This is a genomic window from Serratia sp. 4542 (assembly GCF_016805595.1).
Taxonomy (GTDB): domain Bacteria; phylum Pseudomonadota; class Gammaproteobacteria; order Enterobacterales; family Enterobacteriaceae; genus Serratia; species Serratia nevei.
Map to the genome: position 1 here is coordinate 273,802 of NZ_RXKV01000006.1, position 22,783 is coordinate 296,584.

Consider the following 22,783-nt stretch of genomic DNA (forward strand, 5'->3'; position numbering starts at 1 on the left):
CTGGGGTTCGAACGTGCAGCCGATAACGATGCGGCTGGAAAGACGAAGGGTATATCAGTACAGCAGGGAGTACAGCTGGCGGCGATACTTAGCGGCCAGCGCGTCGCCGGTGCCGAGCGCGGCCAGAATGTCCATCAGAGTCTTGCGCGCGTTGCCGTTGGCGGCGGCCAGATCTTTCTTCAGATGCCCCATCAGCAGCTCCAGCGCTTCTTCGTTACGCCCGACCTGATGCAGCTGCAGCGCCAGCTGCACTGCCAGCTCGACGTTGTCCGGCTGCTGCTGCACCTGCTGTTGCAGCTGTTGGATTTCCGGGGTGTCCGCCGCCTGCTTCAACAGTTCAATCTGCGCCACCAGGCCCTGATAGCGGGTATCGCGATCCTGCAGCGGGATGGTTGCCAGCACCGCTTCGGCGTCTTCGCTGCGGCTGAGCGCGATCTGGGTTTCGGCCAGGGTCAGGCCGATGTCGCTGCGCTGTTGGCTACTCTGCCAGGCGTCTTTCAGCAGCGGCAGCGCTTCGGCGGCGTTGCCGGCGGCCAGCAGTTCCTGCGCCTGCGCCAGTTTCAGGTCTTCTTCCTTCGGCAGGAAACGCTGCAGCAAGTCGCGGATCGCTTCTTCGGGCTGCGGGCCCTGGAAGCCGTCGACCGGCTGGCCGTCTTTGAACAGGTAGACCGTCGGAATGGAGCGCAGCCCGAATTGGGAGGCGATCATCTGTTCGGCGTCGCAGTCCACCTTGGCCAGAATAAACTGACCGGCGTATTCCGCCGCCAGCTTGTCCAGCACCGGCGTGAGCTGCAGGCAGTGTTGGCTGCGCTCGGACCAGAAGTAGAACAGCACCGGAATGGACATCGATTGTTCCAGCGTCTGGTGCAGGTTAGTTTCGTTAATATCAACAACAGCTTGAGCTAGCATCTTTTTTCTCTCTGATCGTGCGGAGCCATGGGGTGTAGATGGGGGCGCGCCGCCATTCTTCAACCCCGGCGGGCGAATTAAGCGTTGCCGCGCAGCAGCCAATCCAGACAGCGGCCCGGCAGAATGCGGCGCAGCACGCTCATGGCGTGCGCCAGCAGGGTCACCGGGTAGCGCAGTTTGGCGCGCGGGCTTTCCAGCGCGTGGCGCAGCTTGGGCAGAATGGCCTCCGGCGGCAGCGTCAGGCGCTTGGCGATGCCGGGGTTGTGCACCGGCTTGTCGCTCTGTGCCTGGTTGACGTTCTGGCTAAAGTGGGTAGAAATCGGCCCCGGTTCGATCAGGCTGACCTGAATGCCGCTGCCGTGCAGCTCCATGCGCAGCGCGTCCGACCAGGCCTCCAACGCGAACTTGCTGGCGGCGTAGGCGCCGCGCCCGGCGCTGGAGACCAGCCCCATCACCGAGCTGGTCTGGATAATGCGCCCTTCGCCGTGCGGCAGCATTGCCGGCAACAGCAGCTGGGTCAGCTGGTGGGTGCCGAACAGGTTGGTGGCGAACTGCCGCTCCAGCTGGCTGCGCGAAATGCGGCTGAGCGGGCCGTAAACGCCGAAGCCGCCGTTGTTGAACAGGCCGTACAGGCGGCCACCGGTCAGCGCGATCACCTCGGCGGCGGCGCGCTCGACGCTGGCGCTGTCGTCCAGATCCAGCTCGATGCCTTCCAGCCCGAGCTGGCGCATGTTTTCCACGTCCTGCGGTTTGCGGCAGGCGGCCAGCACCCGATAGCCGCGGTTGCGCAGATCCTGCGCCGCAATCAGTCCAATCCCGCTGGAGCAGCCGGTTATCAATACTGCTTTTTGCATAACTTTACCTAGTGTACGACCCTAATTTAGTTAGACTCATGTTTTACTAGCGGTTCCAGGCGCTCCGCCATCCAGGTGGCGATAAACGGCTGGGCGTCCCCATTGGGGTGCAATCCGTCATCCTGCATCCATTCCGGCTTCACCACCACCTGTTCCATATAGAACGGCAGCAGCGGAATGTTGAACTGCTTGGCCAGCGCCGGGTAAACGGCGCTGAACGCTTCGGTATAGCGGCGGCCGTAGTTCGGCGGGATGCGGATCTGCATCAGCAGCGGCTGTGCGCCGGCCTGCTGCACCTGTGTGATGATCTGGCCGAGATCGCGCTGTACGTCCTGCGCCGGGAAACCGCGCAGGCCGTCGTTGGCGCCCAGCTCGATCAGCACCCAGCGCGGCTGATGCTGTTTCAGCAGCGCGGGCAGACGCGCCAGCCCCTGTGCGGCGGTGTCGCCGCTGATGCTGGCGTTGACCAGCTGTGGCGCGCCTGGTTTTTTCTGCCACTGTTCGGCCAACAGCGTCGGCCAGGCCCGCTCGATCGGCAGGCGGTAGCCGGCGCTTAAACTGTCGCCCAAAATCAACAAGGTATCGGCGGCGACAGCGCGTAAACTGAATAATCCCAACAGCAAAAGGAAGGGAAGATGCCAGCGGAAAACGTTCTTGAAGTTCATCATCTTAGTAAACACGTTGGTCAGGGTGAGCATCAGCTCACCATCCTTACCGGAGTCGAGCTGCTTGTCAAACCCGCGCAGACGATCGCCCTGATCGGCGAATCCGGATCGGGGAAATCGACCCTGCTGGGCATTTTGGCCGGGCTGGATGACGGCAGCGAGGGCGAGGTGCGCCTGCTCGGCGAGTCGTTGACCGCGTTGGACGAAGAGGGCCGCGCCGCGCTGCGCGCCAGGAACGTCGGCTTCGTGTTTCAGTCGTTCATGCTGGTGCCGACGCTGAACGCGCTGGAAAACGTGCAGCTGCCGGCGCTGCTGCGCGGCGAGAGCGACAGGCAAAGCCGCGAGCAGGCGGTGCAGCTGCTGGAACAGCTGGGATTGGGCAAACGGCTCGATCACCTGCCGGCGCAGCTGTCCGGCGGCGAGCAGCAGCGCGTGGCGCTGGCGCGCGCCTTCAGCGGCCGGCCGCGGGTGCTGTTCGCCGATGAACCGACCGGCAACCTCGATCGTCAGACCGGCGATCGCATCGCCGACCTGCTGTTTTCCCTCAATCGCGATTTTGACACCACCCTGATCCTGGTGACCCATGACGAAACCCTGGCGGCGCGCTGCCAGCGGCGGCTGCGGCTGCGCGAAGGCAAGCTGTGGGAGGAAGCATGATCTGGCGCTGGTTCTGGCGCGAATGGCGCTCGCCGTCGCTGCTGATCGTTTGGCTGGCGCTGACGCTCTCCGTGGCCTGCGTGCTGGCGCTGGGCAGCATCAGCGATCGTATGGACAAAGGGCTCAGCCAACAGAGCCGCGACTTTATCGCCGGCGATCGGGTGCTGCGCAGCGCGCATCCGGTGCCGGAAGGCTGGCTGCTGGACGCGCAGCAGCAGGGGCTGAAACTGAGCCGTCAACTGTCGTTCACCACCATGACCTATGCCGGCGATCGGCCGCAGCTGGCGGACGTGAAAGCCACCGATCTGGCCTATCCGCTGTACGGCAAGCTGGAAACGCGCCCGGCCAACATCAAGCCCGAACCGGGCAGCGTGCTGGTGGCACCGCGTCTGCTGGCGCTGCTGAACGTGAAAGTCGGGGATTCGCTCGAGGTGGGCGACACCACGCTGCGCATCGCCGGTGAAATCATTCAGGAGCCGGACGCCGGCTTCAACCCGTTCCAGACCGCGCCGCGCATCATGATCAACCTGGCGGACGTCGATAAGACCGGCGCGGTGCAGCCGGGCAGCCGCCTGACCTACCGCTATATGTTCGCCGGCGCCGAGCCGGATATTCAACGTTACGAAGAACGGCTGACGCCGCAGTTGACGCCGGATCAGCGCTGGTTCGGGCTGCAGGAGTCCGGCAGCGCGCTCGGCAAGTCGCTGCAGCGATCCCAACAGTTCCTGCTGTTGTCGGCCCTGCTGACGCTGCTGTTGTCGATCGCCGCCGTGGCGGTGGCGATGAGCCACTATTGCCGCAGCCGCTACGATCTGATCGCGGTGCTGAAAACCCTCGGCGCCGGGCGCGGCGCGCTGCGTAAGCTGATCGTCGGCCAGTGGCTGGCGGTGATGGCGCTGGCGGCGGTGTGCGGCGGGGCGATCGGGCTGGCGTTCGAAGCGCTGTTGATTCGCCTGCTGAAACCGGTGTTACCGGCCGCATTGCCTGCCGCCGGCGCCTGGCCGTGGCTGTGGGCGCTCGGCGCGCTGGTGCTGATTTCACTGCTGGTCGGGCTGCGGCCGTACCGTCAGCTGCTGGCTACCCAACCGCTGCGGGTGCTGCGCCGCGACGTGGTGGCCAACGTCTGGCCGCTGCGCTACTTCCTGCCGGTGACGGCGGCGGTCGTGGTGGCGCTGCTGGTGACGCTGATGGGGGCCAGCACGCTGCTGTGGGCGATCCTGGCCGGTATGGCGGTGCTGGCGCTGCTGCTGGGCGGCATCGGCTGGGGCAGCCTGTTGTTGCTGCGCCGCATCACGCTCAAGAGCCTGGCGCTGCGGCTGGCGGTTAACCGCCTGCTGCATCAGCCGTGGGTGACCATCAGCCAGCTGGCGGCATTTTCGCTGTCGTTCATGCTGCTGGCGCTGCTGTTGGTGCTGCGCGGCGATCTGCTCGAACGCTGGCAGCAACAGCTGCCGCCGGACAGCCCGAACTATTTCCTGCTCAACATGACCGAGGCGCAGGTGCCGCAGGTGAAAACCTTCCTGCAGCAGCACCAGATCAAGCCGGAAACCTATTATCCGATCGTCCGGGTGCGCCTGACCGAGATAAACCAGCAGCTGGCGACCGAGCGGGTGCATGAAGACGATCCGGGCGGCGAGGCGGTGAACCGCGAGCTGAACCTGACCTGGCTGGCCGATCTGCCGGATCATAATCCGCTGGTGGCGGGCAGCTGGCCGCCGAAAAGCGGCGAAGTCTCGATGGATGAAGGCATTGCCGGGCGGCTGAAGATCAAGCTGGGCGACACGCTGACCTTCAGCGGCGATACCCAGGCGTTCAGCGCCAAGGTCACCAGTCTGCGCCAGGTGGATTGGGAAAGCCTGAAGCCGAACTTTTACTTTATCTTCCCGCCGGGCGCGCTGGACGGCCAGCCGCAGACCTGGCTTACCAGCTTCCGCTACGACGGCGACGGCCAGATGCTGACCCAGCTCAACCGCCAATTTCCGACGCTCAGCCTGCTGGACATCGGCGCGATCCTGAAACAGGTCGGCGGCGTGCTGCAGCAGGTCAGCCGCGCGCTGGAGGTGATGGTGGTGCTGGTGGTGTTGTGCGGTGGCCTGCTGCTGCTGGCGCAGGTGCAGGTCGGCATGCGTCAGCGCCGCCAGGAGCTGGTGGTGTACCGCACGCTGGGGGCCGGCAAACGGCTGCTGCGCCGCACACTGTGGTGCGAGTTCGCCCTGCTGGGGCTGGTGGCGGGCATCGCGGCGGCGGTGGGCGCCGAGGCGGCGCTGTGGCTGCTGCAGAGCCGGGTATTCGACTTCCCGTGGACGCCGACGCCGGTGCTGTGGTGGGCGTTGCCGCTGGCCAGCGCGCTGCTGCTGTCGCTGTGCGGCGGCTGGCTGGGCGTGCGCCTGCTGCGCGGCCGGGCGCTGTTCCGCAGTTATGAGGGGTGATGTTGACTTAGCGGGATGAAAAAAGGGGTTAGCCTAAGGCTAACCCCTTTTACTTTCGGCGGCGTGAGCCTTAAGCCAGCTTCTGCTGTGCCCAGGCCAGCCCGCTTTGGTATTCGCCCGGCAGCAGCGGCGCCAGCGCCTGCAGCGCCTGGCGCAGATCGGCGGCGCTCGGGTCGTTCAGATTGAGGTGGCCGACCTTGCGGCCCGGGCGCACCTCTTTCTCATACCAGTGCAGATGCACCAGCGGCAGCGACAGCCACTGTTCGTTGACGGCGGTGCCGATCAGGTTGACCATCACCGACGGCGTGCTCACCACCGGCTCCGGCAACGGCAGGCCAAGGATGGCGCGCAGATGCAACTCGAACTGACTGATGGACGCGCCGTTTTGCGTCCAGTGGCCGCTGTTGTGCACGCGCGGTGCCAGTTCGTTGATCAGCAGCCGATCGCCGACGATAAAGCATTCCATCGCCATCACGCCGACGTAGTTCAGCTCGTTCAGGATCGCCGTCAGCATCTGCTCGGCCTGTTGCTGCAGCGCCGGGTTGGGCTGCGGCAGCGTCACGCTGGTGCGCAGGATGCCGTCTTCATGCAGGTTGTGAGTCAGCGGGTAGAATACCGAACGGCCGTCGTGGCCGCGCCCACCCACCAGCGATACTTCGCCGGAGAAATTGATGCCTTGCTCGACGATGCACTCGCCATAGGCATCGGCCGGCAGTTCGGCTTCCTGGCCCGGGCGCAAGCGCCATTGGCCGCGGCCGTCATAGCCGCCGACCCGGCGTTTGACGATCGCCAGCTCGCCCAGCGAAGCGAATACCTGCGGCCATTCGGCGGCGCTCGCCAGCAGCTGCCACGGCGCGGTCGCCAGGCCGAGCTGGTCGAGCAGCTGTTTTTGCGTCAGGCGATCGGCCAGGCGCGGGAAGATGTCGCGGTTGACGAAGGCGCTGTGGGTCGCCAGTTCGCGCGTCAGCGCGGTTTCCGGCCAGCGTTCGATCTCGGCGGTAATGACGCTGTTCTGATACGGCACCGCCTCGGGCTCGGCATCGATGCCGACGGGGTAAACGGCGATGCCCAGCGGTTCGCCGGCCTGGCGCAGCATGCGCCCCAGCTGGCCGTTGCCCAGTACGCAAACCGGCTTCATGCGTCCTCCCGCGGATCGGGGTGGTTCAACACCTCTTCGGTCTGCGCCCGACGCCAGTCCGCCAAACGCTGCGCCAGCGCGGCGTCGTGCAGCGCCAGGATCTGCATCGCCAGCAGCCCGGCGTTGGCGGCGCCGGCTTTGCCGATCGCCAGCGTGCCCACCGGAATGCCGCGCGGCATCTGTACGATGGAGTAGAGGCTGTCTACGCCGCTCAGCGCGGCGCTTTGCACCGGCACACCCAGCACCGGCACCAGGGTTTTCGCCGCCAGCATGCCCGGCAGGTGTGCCGCACCGCCGGCGCCGGCGATGATCACGTCAAAGCCGTTGGCGGTAGCCTGCTCGGCGAAGCTGAACAGCTTGTCCGGCGTACGGTGGGCGGAAACGACTTCGACATGGAAGGGGACTTCGAGCTGGGTCAGGACTTCGGCGGCGAACTGCATGGTGGCCCAGTCACTTTTCGATCCCATTACAATTGCGATTTTCGCCCCGGTAGTGGCGGCTGAAGCGGCGTTGGCTCCCATGGGTGTAAGGCTCCTGTGATTTGTCTGGCGTCGGCTGAGGGCCGAATGAGGGCGTAGAGCATACCATGAGCGCACGGCGAGGAAAACGGTTGCGTCGCCGGTTTTCACCGCCGAAAGCGCGAATTTTCACTCGCGCGCCAGTCCGGGGCTCAGAATGGGAATTGGATCAGCTCGACGGCGTCGGCGCTGACTTTGACCATCGATCCTTCGACGTGCCAGGCGCCCAGCACCGCGCGATGGGCTTCGCCGTTGCTCAACGCCAGCTGGTGCACCGCCGGGCGATGGGTATGGCCGTGGATCATCCAGTGCACGTCGTGGCGCAGCATAGTCTGTTCGACTGCCTGCGGGTTGACGTCCATGATGGCTTCCGACTTGTACTGGTTGGATTGCTGGCTGCGGGCGCGCATGTTGGCGGCGATCTTCAGTCGCCAGCGCAGCGGCAGCGCCAGGAACAATTTTTGAATCAGCGGGTTGTGCACTTTACGGCGGAATTGCTGATAGGCCTGATCGTCGGTGCACAGGGTGTCGCCGTGCAGGATCAGGATCCTGCGGCCGTATAGCTCCAGCACTTTCTCTTCCGGCAGCAGCTGCATGCCGCTGGCACGGGCGAAGCGCTTGCCGAGCAGAAAATCGCGGTTGCCGTGGATGAAGTAGCAGGGCACGCCGGCCTGTTGCAGCGCTTTCAGCGCCGCGGCGATCTCCACGTGCAGCGGCTCGGGATCGTCGTCGCCGATCCAGGCTTCAAACAGGTCGCCGAGGATGTACAGCGCGTCGGCGTGAACCGCTTCGCGCCGTAAAAAACGCAGAAAACCGGCAGTGATTGCCGGTTCCTGTGCGCACAAGTGCAGATCTGCGATGAACAGCGTACTCATGCAGCCGCGATTACTCGCTGACGGTCACGCTGTTGATCACGACGTCTTCTACCGGTACGTCCTGGTGCATGCCGCTGCGGCCGGTTTTCACGCCTTTGATCTTGTTGACCACGTCCATGCCTTCAACCACTTCAGCAAACACGCAGTAGCCCCAGCCCTGCACGTTTTCGCCGCGGAAGTTCAGGAAGTCGTTGTCAGCCACGTTGATGAAGAACTGTGCGGTGGCGGAGTGCGGATCGTTGGTGCGCGCCATTGCCAGGGTGCCGATGGTGTTTTTCAGACCGTTGTTGGCTTCGTTCTTAATGGTCGCGTTGGTCGCTTTCTGGTTCATGCCCGGCTCGAAACCGCCGCCCTGGATCATGAAGCCGTTGATCACTCGGTGGAAGATGGTGTTGTCGTAGAAACCGGCGCGGCAGTAGTTCAGGAAGTTTTCAACGGTAACCGGCGCTTTGTCAGCAAAGGTCTTGATAACGATATCGCCGTGATTGGTGTGGAAAGTAACCATAGTTTTAATCCTAACAAGGTGAAGTGAGACGTCACGTAAAGCGAGTGAACATTCAGACCGCCCTTATAACATATCCGCCCCAGTGAGTCAGCAGCGGCTCAACCGCGCACTGTCTGTGGTAATTGCATTTGTGTTATATTATAACAATTTCGCCGACCGCCGAATTTCGCGCATTTTATTCGCGTGAAATCAGCAAAGCATGGCCTTAACCTTGCAATAGATCAGGCTTCAGGTTTCAATACGCTACCGGGCGGAAAACCTGAAGCCCGGTTATCTTTTTTGTTATCACGCACACCACGGAATCTCCCGATGCTAAAGATTTTTAATACCCTGAGTCGTCAAAAAGAGGAATTCAAACCCATTCATGCCGGGAAAGTGGGCATGTACGTGTGCGGGGTAACCATCTATGACCTGTGTCACATCGGCCACGGTCGTACCTTTGTCGCTTTCGACGTGGTGGCGCGTTACCTGCGCTACCTCGGCTATTCGCTGAACTACGTGCGCAACGTCACCGACGTGGACGACAAAATCATCCGCCGCGCGGCGGAAAATCATGAAACCTGCGACCAGCTGACCGAACGCATGCTGGCGGAAATGCACGCCGACTTCGACGCGCTGCTGATCGACCGCCCGGATCAAGAGCCGCGCGCGACCCAGCACATCGCCGAGATCATCGAGATCACCCAGCGCCTGATCGATCGCGATCACGCCTATGTGGCTAGCAACGGCGACGTGATGTTCTCCATCGACAGCGATCCGCAATACGGGCTGCTGTCGCGCCAGGATCTGGATCAGCTGCAGGCCGGCGCGCGCGTAGAGATCGACGACGTGAAACGCAACCCGATGGACTTCGTGCTGTGGAAGATGTCCAAGCCGGGCGAGCCGAGCTGGCAGTCGCCGTGGGGGCCGGGCCGTCCGGGCTGGCATATCGAATGCTCCGCCATGAACTGCAAGCAACTGGGCACCCACTTCGATATCCACGGCGGCGGTTCCGATCTGATGTTCCCGCATCACGAGAACGAGATCGCACAGTCGAGCTGCGCCCACGACGGCCCGTACGTCAATTACTGGATGCACTCCGGCATGGTGATGATCGACAAAGAAAAGATGTCCAAATCGCTGGATAACTTCTTCACCATTCGCGACGTGCTCGGCCATTACGATGCGGAGACGGTGCGTTACTTCCTGATGTCCGGCCACTATCGCAGCCAGCTGAACTACAGCGAAGAGAACCTCAAGCAGGCGCGCACCGCGCTGGAGCGCCTCTATACCGCGCTGCGCGGCACCGATGCCGACGCCGCGCCGGCCGGCGGCGAAGCGTTCGAAGCCCGCTTCCGCGAAGCGATGGACGACGACTTCAACACCCCGGAAGCCTACTCGGCGCTGTTCGATCTGGCGCGCGAGGTTAACCGCCTCAAGGGGGAAGACATGGCGGCGGCCAACGGTATGGCGGCGGAACTGCGTAAGCTGGCGAACGTACTCGGCCTGCTGCAGCAGGAGCCGGAGCAGTTCCTGCAAGGGGGCGCTCAGGTTGACGACGGCGAAGTGGCGGAGATCGAAGCGCTGATCAAACAGCGTAACGAAGCGCGTGCTGCCAAGGACTGGGCGCTGGCAGATGCCGCTCGCGATCGGTTGAACGAGATGAACATCGTGCTGGAAGACGGCCCGCAGGGCACCACCTGGCGCCGCAAGTAATCCGGCCGCAGGGAAAAACAAAAAAGGCGCTGAATTCAGCGCCTTTTTCTATGGCTGCGGGTTAGGGTTTAACCATGACCTTGCCGCCGTTGAATTCCACCACCTGATCGGCGACGATCTTGCAGCGCTTGCGGGTTTCGACCTTGCCGTCGACTTTCACCCGCCCTTCGGCGATGACTTCTTTGGCGGCGCCGCCGCTTTCACACCAGCCCTGGAACTTCAGCAGATCGCACAGTTCGACGTGGGGATGATTGTCCAGATTGAAAATTTCCATACTGCCTTACTTATTTAGGTTGAACGTCGTGATATTCCTCGCAGGCCTGCAAGGTATTTTGGATCAGTGTAGCAACGGTCATCGGGCCGACGCCACCCGGCACTGGGGTGATGTAGGCGGCGCGCTCGCTGGCGGCGTCGAAATCGACATCGCCCACCACTTTACCGCTTTCCAGACGGTTGATGCCGACGTCCACCACGATGGCGCCCGGTTTGATCCAGTCGCCCGGAATGAAGCCCGGCTTACCGACCGCCACCACCAGCAGATCGGCGTTCTCGACGTGATGACGCAGATTCTTGGTGAAGCGGTGGGTGACGGTGGTGGTGCAGCCGGCCAGCAGCAGCTCCATGCTCATCGGGCGGCCGACGATGTTGGAAGCGCCGACCACCACGGCGTTCAGGCCGTAGGTATCGATGTTATAACGCTCCAGCAGGGTGACGATGCCGCGCGGCGTGCACGGGCGCAGTTTAGGCGCGCGTTGGCACAGGCGGCCGACGTTGTACGGGTGGAAGCCGTCGACGTCTTTGTCCGGGTGGATGCGTTCCAGCACCTTGACGTTATCGATGCCGGCCGGCAGCGGCAACTGCACCAGAATACCGTCGATTTCCTCATCGGCGTTCAGCTGGTCGATTAACGCCAGCAGCTCGGCTTCACTGGTGGCAGCGGGCAGGTCGTAGGAGCGGGAAAGGAAGCCGACTTCATCGCAGGCGCGGCGCTTGCTGGCGACGTAAATTTGCGAAGCCGGATTCTCGCCGACCAGCACAACCGCCAGCCCTGGGGCGCGTTTGCCGGCCGCCAGACGTTGTTTCACTTGCTCAGCCACTTCGTTTCTAACCTGCTGCGCAATCGTTTTACCATCAATAATCTTTGCTGACATCAGTGTGGAAATCCATCAATTAAGAAAAGCGGGGATGCCGCTATTCTGGCAGAAGCTGAGCGCGCTGTCAGGCGCAGAATCACCCTCGCGGCCGTTGCCGACGCCGATTTACGCTTTTTTTATGCCGGCCTCAGGATCCTCTACGTCATTTTTACCTGTATTTGGATACGCTGGGGCCGTTCACAGGGCGAAAGAGGGCAGGATCATGAGAGCGATAACCCGGCTTTACCCGTTGCATCATCAGCCTGACGAGCAACCGGCGGAGCCTAAACACGTGGGGGAAACGGTGTTCGATTCTTCACTGCATCCGGCGGACAGCGCACAGCTCACCGCGTTGCACCAGCTCGGCAAGCATGAGGCGGCGCCGTCGTGGCGGGCACGATTGAATGCGCTGTGGCGGAAGTTATGCGTATGAAGGGTTGCGCCTGGGCAGGCTGCACGCTGTTGCTGGTTTGGGCATCGGGGAGCCAGGCTTCTTTAAACAGCGCCCGCCCCGACGCCACACTGGAGGAAAGGGTGGCGGTGACCTGCAACGCGCGGGTGGTTGAGCACGCCGATTGGGGCGACATCGCCGCAGTAGTGCAGTCCGCTCGCCTTTGCCGGTGGTGGGGTGACGGGCGGCGGTGGTCTGAACGCGCGCCGATTTACGTAGGCGTCGGCCTGGTTCAGCATGGCGGCGCCCGGTTGACGGGAACCCTCGCCGCGCGGGCGCTGGCGGAAAAAACGCCATAAAGCACGGCCGCCGCCGTAACGTCATGAAAAGGCATTGACTCGCTAACCTCTGACCGTATAATCCCAACCCGCAACCGCAGGTTGCCGCATATCAATGCGCCCTTAGCTCAGTTGGATAGAGCAACGGCCTTCTAAGCCGTAGGTCATAGGTTCGAATCCTATAGGGCGTGCCATTACTCCCTTGATTTTCTTCCCCCTACTTGTTCCCTTGAAAACTCGATTACGTAACCCATACGCCCGTTGGCTTGCCATTGAGCGCCATGTTATGTTCATGCGCTAACTTTCAGTCAGTGGCAGAGTGAAAAATGCAAAGCTTATTCGTATACGGCACCCTGGGGCCGGGCAGACCCAACGCGCACATCATGGAAGCCATCGGCGGCAGCTGGGAAGAAGGCAGCGTTGGCGGATCGCTGCTTAACGAAGGCTGGGGCGCCGAGATGGGCTATCCAGGCATCGTGTTGGATAACAGCGGCAATCGGGTGAAAGGTTTTCTGTTCCGTTCAGCGAATCTCGTCAACCACTGGCCGACTCTCGATGCGTTCGAAGGCGAGGGGTATGAACGGGTAGCGGTGAGCGTCACCACCGCCGGCGGCGAAACCGTCGATTCGTTTATCTACATGTTGAAGAAATGATACGAGCCGCCTCGCCGAATGAGTGCGAGGCGCTCGACCCGCCGGCAATTGAACTTTCGTTTATTTTGCCGCGCTACAATAGGCGAAAATTTCCCCATGGAGCCTATCGTGCGCAAATCCAGATTCCTGCTTGTGACCTTGCTGTGCCTGTGCGCCGCCGCCGTGCTGTACGTGATGGCTTACCGGGCGCTGGGGCATTACCTCAGCGACGGCGAGAAGGCCTACCCGGATATCAGCGTTGAAATCCGCTGAGAGTCGTGCGGCGCCGCGGTGACTGTGCCGACTTTTTCGTACTGATTTACCCGCCATTTACCCGCCGTCGGCAATGATGACGCTGCGTCTCCACACTGTGTGGTTCTCTTGGGCGGAATGCGGTTATGTCACTGCAACAGGTTTCGAATGTCTCTTTGAGCAACAACGGCTTAAAGGGCATCAGTTACAAACATTACGCGTTGGCGATCGTGGCGTTTTCGGCGATCGTGCGGTTTATTTCCTTAACGGATCGGTACTTTTGGTGTGATGAAGCCTCCAGCGTGCTGACCAGTCGCTATGATGTGGGCGCTTTGCTGTACCACGCTTCCTTCGATGTTCACCCGCCGCTTTATTATCTGTTGCTGCATGCCTGGATGGTACTGTTTGGCGACGGCATCATGGCCGCCCGTTCGCTGAGCCTGGTGTTTGGCGTGGCGACGGTAGCGCTGGCGATGCGCTTTACCCGTTGGTTGGCCAGCGAGCGGGCGGCGCTGATAGCGGGATGGTTGATGGCAATCATGCCGATGGCGGTGCGTTACAGTCAGGAGGCGCGCATGTACGCGCTGATGGGGATGCTGGCGATCGCCGCCGCCATGGTGCTGGCTAAGTGGCTGAAAACGCCGGATAACCGCCGCTATCTGGCGCTGTATGCGCTGTTGATGACGCTGAGCTTTTATACCCATTACTTCACCATTTTCACGCTGATCGCCCACTGGCTGGTGGTATTGGCGCTGTCATGCCGCCGAGAAGGCGTACGTTACATCAAGCAGCCGGCGTGGTGGCTGGCCAATGTGGCGATTGGGGTGGCCTACATTCCCTGGCTGCTGGTGTTGTTCAATCTGCTGGCGCATATCGCCGAACTGCGGGTCGGCGGCGACGTCGGTTGGATCCCTCAGGTTTCTTGGGGCGATCTGCCGGCAATGTATTGGCGTTTTCTCACCGGCCATGACGGCAGCAACTATCCCACGGCGATTCTCTGGCTGCTGCCGGCGATGTTTATCGCGTTGTGCGCGCTGCTGCTGAAACGGCGCGCGATGCCAAGGATATTCTCGCTGCTGCTGCTTGGTGGCATTCTGATCCCGGTGACGCTGGTATTCGCCATTTCCTGGCGCACGCCGCTGTTTGTCGATCGCTACCTCTATTCCGCCGCGCTCGGCATTCCGCTGGTGTTGGGCGTGCTGATCGCCGGAACGAAAAGCCGGGTGCGCGGGATCTCTTTGCTGTTGTTTTTCAGCCTGCTGTTCGGCTGCGGCGTGCGTAACGACTATCCGGTCGAGAAAGATGAGTTCAAGGTGATGGTGCATTATATCAACAGCCACTATCAGCCTAACGATGCGGTAGTGGTCAGCAACATGTTCAACTACCTGAGCTACGTGTATTACAACAAGAAGGGCTATCGCGCCTTGCTGTATACCCCGGCCAGGCCCAACGGCATTTCGGGCAAGCCCAATGCCTATGGCTTCGGCACCTTTTTCCACGATCGGGCGGCGCAGACCTATGTCGATAAGCTCAGCGTTTTATCGAAAGGCCATCGCCGGGTCTGGCTGGTCAGCGGCGGGGATTTCAATCAGGACTTCGGCCGTTCGCCGCCGGGGTGGGTCAATACCGGCACCTTCAAGAGCGGCGGTTTCGAATCGCGTCTGTTCGTGGTGCGCGACCTCAGATAGCCGGATAAATGCCTAATGTCTCGGAAGCCCCCACACACCGATAGTTTTTCGCCGCTACCGGAGTGTGGGAGGCGCTTAGAGGCCGACAATCCGGGCGGGAATGCCCACTGCCGTGGCCGATGGCGGAATGTCCTTGAGCACAACGGCGCCGGCGGCAACACAGCAACTGTCGCCGATCCGCACATTACCCAATATTTTGGCTCCGGCGCCGATAACGGCGCCATTACCCACCTTGGGATGGCGATCGCCGCCGGCTTTTCCTGTTCCTCCCAGCGTCACCGAATGCAGCAGGGAGACGTTGTCGCCCACCGTCGCCGTTTCACCGATGACAATCGCGTGAGCATGGTCGAGCATGATGCCTTTGCCCAGCTTGGCGGCCGGATGGATATCGATACAGAAGAGTTCTGATACCCGGCTTTGGATGTGATAGGCCATTTCACGGTGCTGGTGCTGATACAGCGCATGTGAGACACGATAGGCTTGCAATGCGATGAATCCCTTGAAGAAAAAAAATATCTGTATCGTACTGTGGCAGGCGGGATCGCGTTCGTAAACCGCGCGCATATCCGCCAATGCGGCGTCGACAATGTCGGGCGCGCGTTGCAGCGTTTGTTCAACAACGTTTCTCAGGCTCGTTGCATCGATATCGTCATTGGCCAGTTTCAAGGCCAGGCGGTTTGCGAGCGCCTCGTTGAAGGTGGCATGCTGCAATACTCCTTGCTGCAGGAGTTTGCTCATCACCCCTTCTCTTTCGGCCAAGGCTTTTGCCTCTTGCCGGAGCTGTACCCAGAAGGGGTCAGAGAACGTCAGGTTCGGAAAAATGGCATAGTTCATCAATCGCATCTTTTTTTCCTCGTCGCGTTATAGCGATAAAACGCCCGGCAAACGCCGGGCCGTTTTTCATCAGTTTACCGTGGGCAGCCCCATGCACTCCGCCAGGTCATCAAGGGCCTGATACAGGGCATCGATATCAGCCGTCGTGTTGTATAAATAGGCGGATGCGCGCAGGATCTCTCCACCGGCCAGAGTGCCGACGAAAGGTTGCGCGCACAGGTAACCGCTGCGGCACATGATGCCGTAGGCGTCGCTGAGCAAGCGGGCGATTTCTCCGACCGAAACGCAGCTCGAGAACTTGAAAGCGCCTATGGCATGGCGGTTTTCACCGTCAGCGGGGCCGACAAGTTTGAGATAAGGGCGAGAGGCCGCCCCGGAAAGCAGCGCGTTGACCAAACCTTTGTCGTGTTCACGCCGTGTCGTCTCATCGAAGCCGGCTAACAGACGAAAAGTCGCGCCGGCGCCGATGACGGAGGCAATCGCCGGCGTGCCGGCCTCGAGATGATAGGGCGCCCGACGATTGACCTGGCTATCGGCATCCACCCAGTCAACCGTACCGCCACCGAATTGCAGTGGTTTAAGTGCATCGAGGCGATGCTGGTTCGCGTACAAAAAGCCCAACCCGGTTGGGCCCAGCATTTTGTGTGCGGAGAAGGCGACAAAGTCGGCGCCCAGCGTATGGAGGTTGAGACGGCCGTGCGGGAGAGACTGTGCGGCGTCCAGCACAATAACGGCATCGCTTTGTGTGCGGATCATCGCGATCATCTGCTCAATGGGATGCACAACGCCGGTGACATTGGAGCAGTGCGTCAGGGCGACCACTTTCGGTCGTTGCGCGAGCAGCGTCTGGAAATGATCCAAATCGATCCTGCCCTGATCATCGGTTTGGATGAACCTCAGGGTGGCTACTTGCCGCCAGGGCAATAGTTGGGAATGATGTGAATCGATGCCAGCGATAACCAGATCCGATTTTCTCAGCGCCAATCCTTGCGCCACGATGTTCAGCGCATGGGTCGTATTGTGGGTAAACACGACTTCGTTGGCCTGTGCGCTGATGTAGTCCGCTACTGAGAGGCGCGCGGCTTCATAGGCATTGGAGGCTTCGTCGGAGAGACGGTGTTTGCCGCGATGGATATTGGCGCCGTTCTGGCTGTAATACTCCGTTACGGCATCAATCATGACGCGCGGCTTTAGGGTCGTCGCGGCGCTGTCGAGATAGTTGAGAGGCCGTCCGTCTATTTCCTGCATCAGCGCAGGGAACTGACTGCGGTCAATAAAATGATTCGTCATGGATGAGATGCCCCGTTATATCTGGAAATGCAGGATTGGAATTTTCCGCTGCGTTCGCAGGCGATGTAATCCACGGCTTCGAAAATGATGTCGCGGGTTTGGCAAAGTGCGCTGATGCGCTGTTGCAATGCGAATAGCTCAGACGATGATGCTTGATTGAGGATATAGCGAAAACGAAGATTCCCGAGCTCGTCTTGTTCCAACTTATATAAATCTATTCTTGGGCAATCGGTCACCGCCAGATCGACCTCGGCAGGCGTCACTATCGCCCCGTTTTTACCGATGACGTTGTGGGTGGCGCGCCCTTCGATGTTGACTACCGGCAAAGTGGCGCCACAGGTGCAGGGTTCTGACGACAGGCGGTACAGGTCGCCGGTGGCGTAACGAATGCGCGGTAGCAAGCTGTCATCAATGGTGGAAATGACCAACTCACCGACTTCATCCAAGGCCGATTCCAGCTCCCCGCTTAAAAACTCCAGGAAAAAGTCTTGGTTGTTGATGTGCAAACAGCCGTGGTGGCATTCGAAACCGAGGTAACCCAGTTCCGACATGCCCAGCATGTTGCCGATTGGTGTTCCGTCACCGAAGAAGTGCCGAATTTGACGTCGTGCAACCTGCGTCAAATGGGTATAGCCACAAACGATATGCAGCTTGTTAGTGGTGACGATAGTGCGTCCCAATTTGGCGGCCTCTCGAGTTAAAAAGGCTAAATGCGTCGGGTCCACCACCAAAATTTCCGGATCGTAGGCGGCGATTTCGTCCAGCGCTTGCTTGATCATCCTGGCTGGGGTCGCCAATAAGTCGTGAGCGACAGGCAAGACCAGCGTGCCGTCGGCCAGCGTGCGTTCCTCCATGGTCGTCAGACCGATGCCGCACTCTACGTCGGAGCAGTTAGGCGGGGCATAGCGGCAAATGCGCGGCCGGGCACCAGGGCGCCACAGCGCGTTGAAGTTTGCATTAACGCCCATGCTGGTTGCCTGTCGCCGCGCCAGGTCATAGGAAAGGATCGCGCTGTTCAAGCGCTCTCCTGAGGTCCCAGAACTTTGAAAGCGCATCACATGCGGCCCGGTCAGCGTAAATCCGGCAGCTAACACCCCTGACGGATAGTTGCGCCGATAGTGCAGTTTGCGTGTGACGGGGATGCGTTTAAAGTCCGCCAGGGTTTTAATGTCGTCGGGCCGTAGGCCCGACATTTCCATGTGAGTTTTAAAAAACTTCACCTTTTCATAAGCGTACGCCACTTCACGACGTACATCTTTAAATGAACCTGATTCGCTCATGTCATTGCCACCATGATGTTACGCGGCGGCGTAAATGGTCGCCGGCCGTGGGAAATGGTTTCGTTATCCAAAATTAGAATGTCGCCCTGTTCCCAGTCGAACAGGATTTCTTCTTGTTGATAGGCTTGTCGAATCAGCGTCAGGTCGGTTGACGGGATGGGACTGCCGTCGCCAAACAGAGCATTGCGCGGCAGCTCATGCTCGGCGAATTCGCGTCTTAACTCACGTTCTGCTTCCGCCGGCAGATTGCTGATATGGAACAGATGCGCCTGATTAAACCAGATCCCCGCCCCCGTTCGCGGGTGGGCAAGGGTCGCCTGACAAATTTGGCGTGTGCGCAGGCGTCCTTCCCCCAACCATTGGCATTGGATGTCGTTCGCTTGGCAATAAGCCTCAACCTCCGCCTGATTTTCCGTTTGGAATACCTGCTGCCAGCTGAGATCCAAACCCTGTCCAAAATTGCGCACGTACATCACGCCATGGGCTTCAAAACGCGCGCGCAGGTCTTCCGGCAGGCGCGCATAGACACCCTGACTGTCGGCAAGCGGAGTCTGCCCCTGAGCGCCTGGTTTGACGGCGCAGTGGAAGAACAGCCGCTTGGGCCAACTGCGGGTGTAGGACATCTCATTGTGTTGGGGAATATGTTGGTCGGCCGGATACTCGGTCGAAGTGTATATCCCTTCGCTGATATTGCTCCGCGGCGTGGAGCGGTGGGTGTATCCCAACAATGCGCCTGCCGACGTTTGCACAAAAGCGCGAAAAGCCGCGACATCCGCGACCTTGAAGCCACGAAGCAAAACGGCGCCAGATTCGGCTAACAGACTGGCGATATAATCCCAGCTGTTTTGTCCCCACTCGGGGGCGGATAGGTTGGCTAGCACCGGGCGCAACATGACACCTTTAGCGCCGGCATGGGTCAGTGGTGACGCGGTGACCAGACTGGTGATGGATACGCCTTGGCTCTGGCGCCGTCGGGCGAATAAACCGCTTGTTGTTTCGTTCATATTGCCAGTTCCTGAGAGTGACGTTGCTTATCAATGTTGCGGCTGAGGCCGGCTACGGTCGCATCCATAAACACGCTGCGCAGATTGAACGGAATATCGAAGGTGGAACGGATTTGAGCGACCAACTTTGTGGCGATAAGCGAATGCCCACCGATGTCGAAGAAGTCGTCGTGTATGCCTACACGGTTGGCCAGCAGCAACTCCTGGAAAATGGCCGCGACACTTTTTTCCGTTTCGCTTTGCGGCGCGACATAGTCATCGGCGTTGGCGGCGATAAGTGTATCCGGTGCCGGTAGCATGCGGTGATCGACTTTGCCGTTGTGGTTTAACGGGAAGCGGGAGAGCGACACGATTTGTGAGGGGATCATGAAATCCGGCAGGTAAGCGGCGAGATGCTCACGCAACCAATCGGCATTGCCGTTGTCGCCGCTTTGTAGGACCACGTAAGCCAACAGATGCGCGCTGCCGGATTCGCCTTGTTCAACGACGCAGCTGTCCAAAACTTCCGCATGTTTGCGCAGCGTTCTTTCTATTTCGGCCGGTTCTACCCGGAATCCGCGGATTTTCAACTGACGGTCGATACGGCCAAGGAACTCCAGGCTGCCATCGGGAAGCCGGCGAACTTTATCCCCTGAACGGTAAAGCCGGGCATTGGAGCGCGGGCTCCAGGGATCGGCGATAAAACGGGGACGCTGATCTTCAGCGCTCTGCACGTAGCCACAAGCGACCGTTTCGCCGCCAATATATAACTCACCCGCGACGCCGATGGGAAGCAATGCGCCATGCGGGTCGACGACATAGCAGCGGGCATGCGGCAAGGGGGTACCGAGGGGAACGGTGGAAGCCAGCCTGGCGTATTTATCCGACGCTACCTGCTGCGCAATGGCGCCCACGCAGGTTTCGGTTGGCCCATAATGGTTGTAGATGCGACAACCGTTCGCAAAATCGTTGAACAGGCGCCACATCCCCCAGCTCAACACTTCGCCCCCCAGCAATAAGGCCTTGCCAGGCATCAGGCGCGCTGGCGCGTCCGCCAGCGCGAATAGAGATGCCATATGAGAAGGGGTCAATTTGAGGACGTCATACTCGCTTTGCTCCATATAGCGAATTTGCTCCTGAATATCCTCGGCGTGTGTGAACGGTGAGATGTCGATGCAGCCACCGGTGACCAGTGCGGGGAACAGGGTGGTATTGCCCAAGTCGGTGGTGATGGGGCCAATGGAGAGATAGGTGAGCGCTGCACCCAGTTCCGCACGCTCAATAATGCCGGACACATAGTTCTGCAATTGATGATGAGCGATCTTGACGCCTTTTGGCTCTCCGGTAGAGCCGGAGGTGTAGAGCACATAAGCGAGGCTGTCGGCAGACGCGGTGAATGGCAGCGCGGAGTCATCCAGCACGCCAATGTCATTCCACTGTGCATCCAGCGCCATCACGGGGAGGGTGAGCTTTGCCTGGCGATGTTGCGTTTGAGCGACAAGCATCAGTGCCGGCCTGGTTTGCTTCAGAATGGTCTCCACCCGCTGCTGGGGCAGTTGAGGGTCGAAAGGGACATAGCAGGCTCCGGCTTTGTGGATGGCGATGATAGCTGCCAGCGCCAGATCGCTGCGTTCAAGCATCAGGCCGACCGCTGCGCCCTGTTCCACCCCATTGTTCAGCAAATGGCGAGCCAACTGATTGGTGAAGGCATCCAGCTCGGCGTAGCGCCAAATTCGCGAGTTGTACTTTAACGCCGGCGCATCGGGAGTCTGCGCCGCCTGGCGGCTGAAAGTATGGTACCAACAACCGAGGGCTGGCGATGACGACAGCGCGTTATGAGTGCTTTCAATCAGAATGCGTGTTTCATCGTCAGTCATAAGCGGAAAGCGATCGAGCATGGCCTGCGGTGTCTTGAGCAGCGCCTGCAGCGTGGCGCGGAACGCTTGTTCAATCGTTGCGATCCCTGCCGCATCGAAGACGCCTTGCTGTATCTGCAACTCAAGGTGGAGGCGTTCACCGGCATTCACCTGCAGAGATAATTTGCAGTGTTCCGGTACAGGGATGGCGGTACGGTTTTCCCAATGTAGCAGGGGCGTTTCGATTGCCGACGCCGCATTGAAGAATTGATAGCCGATCTCGCCGGCTGAATGCGCATCACCCGGCTGGCGGCCGTCTTGTTGCTCGCTCAGTCGCAGCGCTTGCTGACAATGTTCAGCGAACTGCAGCAACGTCATGTCAGCGTTGGGCTGCACGATCGTATGCACTGCATATTCGAAGCGACCCAAAGCCTGCTGAAGTTCCGCAAAAGGGCGGCCGGCAAGGTTTGTGCTGAGCGCAACACGGTCGGGATATTCCGCTATGCGCCATAACGCAGCGCTCCAACAAGCGTAAAGCAGAGCGCGAAGGGACAATGCGTTACCTGTTGCCAGCGCTTGTAGCTGAGATTGTGTTTCCCTCGCCAGCGTTATGGGGCGGCATTGCCTATCCTGGCTGTCGGACTTGAACTCGAGCGGCAGGCGCAAAGAAGAGTTGGGCTCGACATGAGCAATGGCGGTTTGCGGGATGAAATCCTCACGCTGCCATTGGGCAAAATCGACGTATTGTACGATGGGGGACGACGCGCCAGCCTCACCGGCATAGAGGCGGCTCAGCACCGCCATCATCGCGTCGGCGGAAACATAGTCCAGGCTGGCGGCGGGCAGTGAAATCACCAGCGTATGTCGGTCGGCTGTCATGCGGTAAAGCGCGGCTTTGAGTGGCCGTGCTGTAGCTACGGGGCTTACGCATGCCGATGCCGCTTCTCCCTCGTTGAACGGGTTAACGTCAGAAGGCTCACCGTCCGCCATAATCAGCTCGGGCTGATAGGGTTCATTGATGACCATCAGCACATCGCTGTGTTCTCCCAACACGTTTCTGAAGGACGTTCGCAAAATCTCATGTTCAGTAATCAGCGTGGACAAGGCCGTGATTAAACGGTTAGGGTCCAAAGATCCTGACAGAGAATACGTTGCGGTGAAATATTTCGGGCTATTTCGAGTATTTTGCTTAATCAGCTGTTGCTGTTGAAAAGACAGGGGAAACCCTTCCCAGTTATTCTCTGGTAATACCATGTTTTCTGCAGTTTTCATTTTTTATTACCCGTTAATGGTTTTGTTCCAAATGGACAAGGGTTTTTCACCTAGATATTCCGCGACTAACTCCCAAAACATGCCGTATTCCGCCGGCAGATTTAGGCAGGTGTGATATTTCTGCGTAGGGGTGTGTGCCAGCACGTCCGCCAGTTTTAAGGCTAACAATGCTTGGAAATGACCTAATGAAACGTTGAGTGTTCGGCCGTTCCTACGATCCTTCAGACAAGGTTGTCCTTCCGGTTTGAGGATATTACGGAAGCTTTTACTCAATGATTCGTAACTCATGACAGAGAAGTGATAAACCAGCTGTTCGGCGCTTTCGCCGATACTGGCTCTGACAATTTCCCTTTGAGATGACGGAATGTCACCAATCTCATCAGTATGTAATCCCTGTGTGCCGTATGCGCCGTGAAATAATCCGGATAAGCATATCGTCTCGTCACATTCCATTTCCCTGAGAAGATGGTGTGTTCGTATTAAATGATTCATTAGTGGCTCATCTAAATGAGCCACTTTATGTGCGCCCAACTTCACCAGCTGCGGCTGGTATTGCGCGATAAGCTTGGCATCTGCATCCATCATTTTT

Annotated in this window: 23 protein-coding genes and 1 tRNA gene; 9 read left to right on the top strand and 15 right to left on the bottom strand. The window is 59.9% G+C overall.

Translation table 11 applies throughout. The features are described 5' to 3' along the window. Positions 1-54: 54 nt before the first annotated feature. From EKL15_RS08395 to tesA, 3 genes are all read right to left on the bottom strand, one after another. Positions 55-909 carry a co-chaperone YbbN gene (locus tag EKL15_RS08395; RefSeq protein ID WP_025160052.1) on the bottom strand — a complete coding sequence of 285 codons (855 nt, stop codon included), beginning with the start codon at positions 907-909 and terminating at the stop codon, positions 55-57. Between the two features lie 77 nt (positions 910-986). Next, positions 987-1,763, bottom strand: coding sequence for an SDR family oxidoreductase (locus tag EKL15_RS08400; protein WP_048232880.1), 777 nt, complete (start codon positions 1,761-1,763; stop codon positions 987-989). Positions 1,764-1,789: 26 nt separating this feature from the next. Further along, positions 1,790-2,428 carry a multifunctional acyl-CoA thioesterase I/protease I/lysophospholipase L1 gene (gene tesA / locus EKL15_RS08405; protein ID WP_164268474.1) on the bottom strand — a complete coding sequence of 213 codons (639 nt, stop codon included), beginning with the start codon at positions 2,426-2,428 and terminating at the stop codon, positions 1,790-1,792. On the opposite strand from tesA, the gene ybbA reads away from it, so the two are divergent. Continuing rightward, positions 2,399-3,085, top strand: coding sequence for a putative ABC transporter ATP-binding protein YbbA (ybbA, locus tag EKL15_RS08410; RefSeq protein WP_004940192.1), 687 nt, complete (start codon positions 2,399-2,401; stop codon positions 3,083-3,085). The two genes, tesA and ybbA, sit on opposite strands and share 30 nt — an antisense overlap. Next, on the top strand, positions 3,082-5,514 hold the full coding sequence (gene ybbP, locus EKL15_RS08415) for a putative ABC transporter permease subunit YbbP (RefSeq protein WP_060423509.1): 2,433 nt from the start codon (positions 3,082-3,084) through the stop codon (positions 5,512-5,514). Before ybbA ends, ybbP begins: the two co-directional genes overlap by 4 nt. 70 nt (positions 5,515-5,584) lie before the next feature. Here the strand turns inward: ybbP and purK are convergent, their stop codons facing one another. The 4 genes from purK to ppiB form a co-directional block, all read right to left on the bottom strand. Then, the gene (purK, locus tag EKL15_RS08420) at positions 5,585-6,652 is read right to left on the bottom strand and encodes a 5-(carboxyamino)imidazole ribonucleotide synthase (RefSeq protein WP_203089244.1); all 1,068 of its coding nucleotides are present in this window, start codon (positions 6,650-6,652) and stop codon (positions 5,585-5,587) included. Beyond that, positions 6,649-7,173: a 5-(carboxyamino)imidazole ribonucleotide mutase gene (purE, locus tag EKL15_RS08425; RefSeq protein ID WP_060423515.1), complete on the bottom strand. Its 525-nt coding sequence runs from the start codon at positions 7,171-7,173 to the stop codon at positions 6,649-6,651. The genes purK and purE overlap by 4 nt, the downstream gene beginning before the upstream one ends. Before the next feature lie 149 nt (positions 7,174-7,322). Then, positions 7,323-8,045, bottom strand: a complete 723-nt coding sequence (locus EKL15_RS08430; RefSeq protein ID WP_203089246.1) for a UDP-2,3-diacylglucosamine diphosphatase — start codon at positions 8,043-8,045, stop codon at positions 7,323-7,325. A 10-nt stretch (positions 8,046-8,055) separates the two neighbouring features. Next, positions 8,056-8,550, bottom strand: a complete 495-nt coding sequence (gene ppiB / locus EKL15_RS08435; RefSeq protein WP_004940183.1) for a peptidylprolyl isomerase B — start codon at positions 8,548-8,550, stop codon at positions 8,056-8,058. 309 nt (positions 8,551-8,859) lie between these two features. Here ppiB and cysS point away from each other — a divergent pair, with 309 nt between their 5' ends. Continuing rightward, a complete protein-coding gene (gene cysS / locus EKL15_RS08440; protein WP_038875101.1) occupies positions 8,860-10,245 on the top strand; it encodes a cysteine--tRNA ligase in 1,386 nt (461 codons plus the stop codon). Positions 10,246-10,306: 61 nt separating this feature from the next. Here cysS and ybcJ read toward each other — a convergent pair whose 3' ends face one another. Continuing rightward, complete coding sequence (gene ybcJ / locus EKL15_RS08445) at positions 10,307-10,519, bottom strand: ribosome-associated protein YbcJ (protein ID WP_004940179.1); 213 nt, start codon at positions 10,517-10,519, stop codon at positions 10,307-10,309. A 10-nt stretch (positions 10,520-10,529) separates the two neighbouring features. Then, complete coding sequence (gene folD, locus EKL15_RS08450; RefSeq protein WP_004940177.1) at positions 10,530-11,396, bottom strand: bifunctional methylenetetrahydrofolate dehydrogenase/methenyltetrahydrofolate cyclohydrolase FolD; 867 nt, start codon at positions 11,394-11,396, stop codon at positions 10,530-10,532. Between the two features lie 205 nt (positions 11,397-11,601). Here folD and EKL15_RS08455 point away from each other — a divergent pair, with 205 nt between their 5' ends. The 6 genes from EKL15_RS08455 (at position 11,602) to EKL15_RS08480 (ending at position 14,679) form a co-directional block, all read left to right on the top strand. After that, positions 11,602-11,811, top strand: coding sequence for a hypothetical protein (locus tag EKL15_RS08455; RefSeq protein ID WP_038875103.1), 210 nt, complete (start codon positions 11,602-11,604; stop codon positions 11,809-11,811). Next, positions 11,802-12,128, top strand: a complete 327-nt coding sequence (locus tag EKL15_RS08460) for a hypothetical protein (protein WP_194572609.1) — start codon at positions 11,802-11,804, stop codon at positions 12,126-12,128. The genes EKL15_RS08455 and EKL15_RS08460 overlap by 10 nt, the downstream gene beginning before the upstream one ends. Positions 12,129-12,224: 96 nt before the next feature. Continuing rightward, a tRNA-Arg gene (locus tag EKL15_RS08465) sits at positions 12,225-12,301 on the top strand. Between the two features lie 132 nt (positions 12,302-12,433). Then, positions 12,434-12,760 (top strand): gamma-glutamylcyclotransferase family protein, encoded by a 327-nt coding sequence (locus EKL15_RS08470; RefSeq protein ID WP_048322373.1) that lies wholly within the window; start codon positions 12,434-12,436, stop codon positions 12,758-12,760. Between the two features lie 108 nt (positions 12,761-12,868). Beyond that, the gene (locus EKL15_RS08475; RefSeq protein WP_016928795.1) at positions 12,869-13,012 is read left to right on the top strand and encodes a hypothetical protein; all 144 of its coding nucleotides are present in this window, start codon (positions 12,869-12,871) and stop codon (positions 13,010-13,012) included. Between the two features lie 125 nt (positions 13,013-13,137). Continuing rightward, complete coding sequence (locus EKL15_RS08480; protein ID WP_197794138.1) at positions 13,138-14,679, top strand: glycosyltransferase family 39 protein; 1,542 nt, start codon at positions 13,138-13,140, stop codon at positions 14,677-14,679. A 75-nt stretch (positions 14,680-14,754) separates the two neighbouring features. On the opposite strand, the gene cysE is transcribed toward EKL15_RS08480, so the two are convergent. Genes cysE through EKL15_RS08510 form a run of 6 tightly spaced genes read right to left on the bottom strand, consistent with a single transcriptional unit; the run spans position 14,755 to position 22,779 of the window. Beyond that, positions 14,755-15,522: a serine O-acetyltransferase gene (gene cysE / locus EKL15_RS08485; RefSeq protein ID WP_197779368.1), complete on the bottom strand. Its 768-nt coding sequence runs from the start codon at positions 15,520-15,522 to the stop codon at positions 14,755-14,757. 60 nt (positions 15,523-15,582) lie between these two features. Further along, entirely contained in the window at positions 15,583-16,803 is a 1,221-nt protein-coding gene (locus EKL15_RS08490) for an aminotransferase class V-fold PLP-dependent enzyme (RefSeq protein ID WP_060440537.1), read from the bottom strand. After that, positions 16,800-18,083: a phenylacetate--CoA ligase family protein gene (locus EKL15_RS08495; protein ID WP_060440536.1), complete on the bottom strand. Its 1,284-nt coding sequence runs from the start codon at positions 18,081-18,083 to the stop codon at positions 16,800-16,802. Before EKL15_RS08495 ends, EKL15_RS08490 begins: the two co-directional genes overlap by 4 nt. Next, positions 18,080-19,087 carry a TauD/TfdA family dioxygenase gene (locus tag EKL15_RS08500; RefSeq protein ID WP_060440535.1) on the bottom strand — a complete coding sequence of 336 codons (1,008 nt, stop codon included), beginning with the start codon at positions 19,085-19,087 and terminating at the stop codon, positions 18,080-18,082. Before EKL15_RS08500 ends, EKL15_RS08495 begins: the two co-directional genes overlap by 4 nt. Next, on the bottom strand, positions 19,084-22,194 hold the full coding sequence (locus tag EKL15_RS08505) for an amino acid adenylation domain-containing protein (RefSeq protein WP_203089248.1): 3,111 nt from the start codon (positions 22,192-22,194) through the stop codon (positions 19,084-19,086). The genes EKL15_RS08500 and EKL15_RS08505 overlap by 4 nt, the downstream gene beginning before the upstream one ends. Positions 22,195-22,200: 6 nt before the next feature. Continuing rightward, on the bottom strand, positions 22,201-22,779 hold the full coding sequence (locus tag EKL15_RS08510; protein ID WP_060440533.1) for a DUF6817 domain-containing protein: 579 nt from the start codon (positions 22,777-22,779) through the stop codon (positions 22,201-22,203). Positions 22,780-22,783: the final 4 nt, after the last annotated feature.

Coding starts and splice junctions, on each gene's coding strand:
- cysE (WP_197779368.1), bottom strand. CDS start 15,522: ATGCGATTGATGAACTATGCCATTTTTCCGAACCTGACGTTCTCTGAC.
- EKL15_RS08480 (WP_197794138.1), top strand. CDS start 13,138: ATGTCACTGCAACAGGTTTCGAATGTCTCTTTGAGCAACAACGGCTTA.
- EKL15_RS08400 (WP_048232880.1), bottom strand. CDS start 1,763: ATGCAAAAAGCAGTATTGATAACCGGCTGCTCCAGCGGGATTGGACTG.
- EKL15_RS08395 (WP_025160052.1), bottom strand. CDS start 909: ATGCTAGCTCAAGCTGTTGTTGATATTAACGAAACTAACCTGCACCAG.
- tesA (WP_164268474.1), bottom strand. CDS start 2,428: ATGAACTTCAAGAACGTTTTCCGCTGGCATCTTCCCTTCCTTTTGCTG.
- ybbP (WP_060423509.1), top strand. CDS start 3,082: ATGATCTGGCGCTGGTTCTGGCGCGAATGGCGCTCGCCGTCGCTGCTG.
- EKL15_RS08500 (WP_060440535.1), bottom strand. CDS start 19,087: ATGAACGAAACAACAAGCGGTTTATTCGCCCGACGGCGCCAGAGCCAA.
- EKL15_RS08505 (WP_203089248.1), bottom strand. CDS start 22,194: ATGAAAACTGCAGAAAACATGGTATTACCAGAGAATAACTGGGAAGGG.
- EKL15_RS08430 (WP_203089246.1), bottom strand. CDS start 8,045: ATGAGTACGCTGTTCATCGCAGATCTGCACTTGTGCGCACAGGAACCG.
- folD (WP_004940177.1), bottom strand. CDS start 11,396: ATGTCAGCAAAGATTATTGATGGTAAAACGATTGCGCAGCAGGTTAGA.
- cysS (WP_038875101.1), top strand. CDS start 8,860: ATGCTAAAGATTTTTAATACCCTGAGTCGTCAAAAAGAGGAATTCAAA.
- EKL15_RS08510 (WP_060440533.1), bottom strand. CDS start 22,779: ATGATGGATGCAGATGCCAAGCTTATCGCGCAATACCAGCCGCAGCTG.
- EKL15_RS08460 (WP_194572609.1), top strand. CDS start 11,802: ATGCGTATGAAGGGTTGCGCCTGGGCAGGCTGCACGCTGTTGCTGGTT.
- EKL15_RS08470 (WP_048322373.1), top strand. CDS start 12,434: ATGCAAAGCTTATTCGTATACGGCACCCTGGGGCCGGGCAGACCCAAC.
- ybbA (WP_004940192.1), top strand. CDS start 2,399: ATGCCAGCGGAAAACGTTCTTGAAGTTCATCATCTTAGTAAACACGTT.
- EKL15_RS08490 (WP_060440537.1), bottom strand. CDS start 16,803: ATGACGAATCATTTTATTGACCGCAGTCAGTTCCCTGCGCTGATGCAG.
- ppiB (WP_004940183.1), bottom strand. CDS start 8,550: ATGGTTACTTTCCACACCAATCACGGCGATATCGTTATCAAGACCTTT.
- purE (WP_060423515.1), bottom strand. CDS start 7,173: ATGGGAGCCAACGCCGCTTCAGCCGCCACTACCGGGGCGAAAATCGCA.
- EKL15_RS08495 (WP_060440536.1), bottom strand. CDS start 18,083: ATGAGCGAATCAGGTTCATTTAAAGATGTACGTCGTGAAGTGGCGTAC.
- EKL15_RS08455 (WP_038875103.1), top strand. CDS start 11,602: ATGAGAGCGATAACCCGGCTTTACCCGTTGCATCATCAGCCTGACGAG.
- ybcJ (WP_004940179.1), bottom strand. CDS start 10,519: ATGGAAATTTTCAATCTGGACAATCATCCCCACGTCGAACTGTGCGAT.
- purK (WP_203089244.1), bottom strand. CDS start 6,652: ATGAAGCCGGTTTGCGTACTGGGCAACGGCCAGCTGGGGCGCATGCTG.